Origin of the sequence: Candidatus Protofrankia californiensis, assembly GCF_900634765.1 — a bacterium.
GTDB lineage: Bacteria > Actinomycetota > Actinomycetes > Frankiales > Frankiaceae > Protofrankia > Protofrankia californiensis.
Genome location: NZ_CAAAFT010000279.1, coordinates 1 through 3,463, shown reverse-complemented (window position 1 = coordinate 3,463; position 3,463 = coordinate 1). Strand labels below are relative to the sequence as shown.

The following is a 3,463-nucleotide window of genomic DNA, read 5'->3' as shown; positions in this document are numbered from 1 at the left end:
CCGAGGACCGTGGAGCCGAGGGCCGGTACAGAGGAGGGTTTCGGATGCCTGACACCCGATTGACCGAGGAGCAGGAGTCCCTGCGCAAGACGGTGGAGGCGTTCGCCCGGGAGGTGGTGGCGCCGGTGGCCGCCGCGTACGACGAGGCGAGGACCTTCCCCTACCAGGTCGTCGCGGGGATGGCGGAGATGGGCCTGTTCGGGCTGCCGTTCCCCGAGTCCTACGGCGGGCAGGGCGCGGACTACTTCGCCCTGTGCCTGGCGATCGAGGAGCTTGCGCGGGTGGACTCCAGCGTGGCCATCACCCTGGAGGCCGCGGTCGGGCTCGGCGCCATGCCGATCCACCGCTTCGGCAGCGAGGCGCAGAAGCAGCAGTGGCTGCCGCTGCTGGCCGGTGGCCAGGCGCTCGGGGCCTTCGGGCTCACCGAGCCCGGCGCGGGCAGCGACGCCGGCGGCACCCGCACCACCGCCCGGCTCGAGGACGGTCAGTGGGTCGTCAACGGCTCGAAGGCGTTCATCACCAACTCGGGTACGGACATCACCCGACTGGTCACGGTCACCGCGGTCACCGGGCGGACCGCGTCCGGCGGCAAGGAGATCTCGTCCATTCTGGTGCCGGTGCCCACACCGGGCTTCACGGCCGGACCGGCCTACTCGAAGGTCGGCTGGCACGCGTCGGACACCCATCCGCTGACCTTCGACGACGTCCGGGTGCCGGAGGAGAACCTGCTCGGCGAACGGGGACGCGGCTATGCCAACTTCCTCCAGATCCTGGACGAGGGCCGCATCGCCATCTCCGCGCTGGCGGTGGGCCTGGCGCAGGGATGCGTGGACGAGAGCGTGAAATACGCCCGGGAGCGGGAGGCGTTCGGCCGTCCGATCGGGCAGAACCAGGCCATCGCCTTCAAGATTGCTGACATGGAGGCGCGGGCGTACGTCGCCCGCACCGCCTATTACGACGCGGCCGCGAAAATGCTCGCCGGGCGGTCGTTCAAGAAGGAGGCGGCGATGGCGAAACTGTTCGCCTCGGATGCCGCGGTCACCAACGCCCGGGAGGCGACCCAGATTTACGGTGGCTACGGTTTCATGAACGAGTATCCCGTCGCCCGCCACTGGCGGGATGCGAAGATCCTGGAGATCGGCGAGGGCACCAGCGAAGTCCAGAAGATCCTCATCGCCCGAGAACTCGGCCTGTGAACGGCCAGGGCGGGGTCGGGTGTTTCGGGCGGGGTGAAGCGGTGAAGCCCAGGTCGATGATCGGCCTGCCGGAGAACCGTCCTGACAATTTGCGGTGCCCCGGGCGAGGCCATCCTCCCTGCACCAGAACCAAAGCGTAGGTGGAAACCGCTGCTACAACGACGAAATCCACCTACGGATACGGAAACAGTAGGTGGAAACCGCTGCTATAACAACGGAATCCACCTACTGTTTCGACGGACGGCGGTGGCTGGTCCCCTTGCCCCTGATCCGGCTGATCGCCGACCGGTGGTCGGTGCAGTAGGCTGAGTCCGTGACCAAGCCTGCTATCCAGGTCGGCGTGCATGAGGCGAAGACGCGGTTGTCCGAGCTTCTGCGCGCTGTGGCTGGAGGCCAGGAGGTTGACAGCCTGCGTAATGGCAAACCGGTGGCCAGGATTATCCCATTTGCTCCCCGGAATGTACGCGAGATCGGTTTCGACGAGGGGCGGTTCACCGTCCCCGACGACTTCGATGCCCCGCTGCCCGACGACGTCGAGGACAGCTTCTACCGGTGAGCCGTTACCTGCTCGACACGCAGGCATGGCTCTGGTTGCTTGCCGAGCCGCGACGCCTGCGCGAGGACACCCGCGACCTGCTGGCCGATGCCACGAACGAGATCCTGCTGTCCGCCGCCAGCGGTTGGGAAATCTTGATCAAATACCGGTTGGGCAAGCTGCTTCTTCCCGAACCGCCGCGTAGTTACGTGCCGGACCGGATGCGGCGTACGGGCATGACTCCGCTGGCGGTCGAGCATAATCACGTGCTGCGCGTGGCGGAGCTGCCGGACCATCACCGGGATTCCTTCGATCGGCTCCTGGTCGCGCAGGCGCAGGCACTGGACATCCCGTTGGTCACCGCGGACGGCCGACTGTCGGCCTACGAGGTGAAGACGCTGCCCGCCTGACGTCCCAGCTGTATGCCACTGTGCTCACCGCCCTGGGCTGAGCATGCGTTGGGCTGAGTACGGGCGAGGCGGTGACGAGCGTGTCACGGGCGTGGGGCAGCCGGTCACGGACAGCCGTAGGCGGCCAGACCGATCCACATGTGCCGGGGTTACGCTGATCGTTGCAGGACGGCGCCGGCGGGTGACGGGGGCGGTGTGGACGAGCGACGGGGGAACGGTTCGGCGACCCAGGTGAGCGCCGTCCCGGCTGTGGACGCCGCATTGCGCGCCTGGGCGGTTGCGCATGCCCGCAGCGTGGGCCGCACGGGTGATCCCGCGGGGGTTCCGCACCTGTCTGACGGCGCCTGGCCGGTCTGGTCGGCCGGTCCGCCGGTCGTGACCGCACGTGAACGTGCCACTCTGACCGGCCACAGCGGCGCGGTCGGGTCGGTGGCGTGGGTGACGGACAGGGACGGTCGGCTGCTGCTGGCCACCGGCAGTCTCGACAACACGGTGCGGGTGTGGGATCCCCTGGCCGGCCGGACCCTGCATACCCTGACCGGCCACACCAACACGGTCGGGTCGGTGGCGTGGACGACCGGTGGGGACGGTCGGCTGCTGCTGGCCAGTGGCAGCAGTGACGCCACGGTGCGGGTGTGGGATCCGCTGGCCGGCCGGACCCTGCACACCCTGACCGGCCACACCGGCGGGGTCTACTCGGTGGCGTGGGTGACCGGTGGGGACGGCCGGCTCCTGCTCGCCACCGCCAGCAACGACGCCACGGTGCGGGTGTGGGATCCGAGCAGCGGCCGGACCCTGCACACCCTCACTGGCCACACCGACCCGGTCTGGTCGGTGGCGTGGGCGACCGGTGGGGACGGCCGGCTGCTGCTCGCCACCGGCAGCGTCGACCGGACGGTGCGGGTGTGGGATCCGGCCACCGGCCGGACCCTGCGCACCCTCACCGGCCACACCGGCCGGGTCTGGTCGGTGGCGTGGGCGACCGGTGGGGACGGCCGGCTCCTGCTTGCCACCGGCAGCTGGGACGGCACAGCACGGGTGTGGGATCCGACCAGCGGCCACACCCTGCACACCCTCACCGGCCACACCGACGCGGTCGTCTCGGTGGCGTGGGCGACCGGCGGGGACGGCCGGCTCCTCCTCTCCACCGCCAGCTGGGACGGCACAGCACGGGTGTGGGATCCGACCACCGGCCGGACCCTGCACACCCTCACCGGCCACACCGGCCCGGTCGTCTCGGTGGCGTGGGCGACCGGTGGGGACGGCCGGCTCCTGCTCGCCACCGCCAGCGGCGACCGCACGGTGCGGGTGTGGGAGGTGAC

At 69.9% G+C, this 3,463-nt stretch carries 4 protein-coding genes; all 4 read left to right on the top strand.

The window, feature by feature from the left end:
* Positions 1-44 precede the first annotated feature (44 nt).
* The gene (locus tag DD1DGNOD_RS15230) at positions 45-1,196 is read left to right on the top strand and encodes an acyl-CoA dehydrogenase family protein (RefSeq protein ID WP_131770433.1); all 1,152 of its coding nucleotides are present in this window, start codon (positions 45-47) and stop codon (positions 1,194-1,196) included.
* A 313-nt stretch (positions 1,197-1,509) separates the two neighbouring features.
* The gene (locus tag DD1DGNOD_RS15225; RefSeq protein ID WP_131770432.1) at positions 1,510-1,752 is read left to right on the top strand and encodes a type II toxin-antitoxin system Phd/YefM family antitoxin; all 243 of its coding nucleotides are present in this window, start codon (positions 1,510-1,512) and stop codon (positions 1,750-1,752) included.
* Positions 1,749-2,141, top strand: a complete 393-nt coding sequence (locus DD1DGNOD_RS15220; RefSeq protein ID WP_131770431.1) for a type II toxin-antitoxin system VapC family toxin — start codon at positions 1,749-1,751, stop codon at positions 2,139-2,141. Before DD1DGNOD_RS15225 ends, DD1DGNOD_RS15220 begins: the two co-directional genes overlap by 4 nt.
* A 231-nt stretch (positions 2,142-2,372) precedes the next feature.
* On the top strand, positions 2,373-3,463 hold a 1,091-nt coding region (locus tag DD1DGNOD_RS15215; RefSeq protein ID WP_165036754.1), incomplete at its 3' end, for a WD40 repeat domain-containing protein.

Bases quoted from the DNA above. Each gene is read 5' to 3' on its own strand.
- DD1DGNOD_RS15230 (WP_131770433.1), top strand. From the start codon at position 45: ATGCCTGACACCCGATTGACCGAGGAGCAGGAGTCCCTGCGCAAGACG.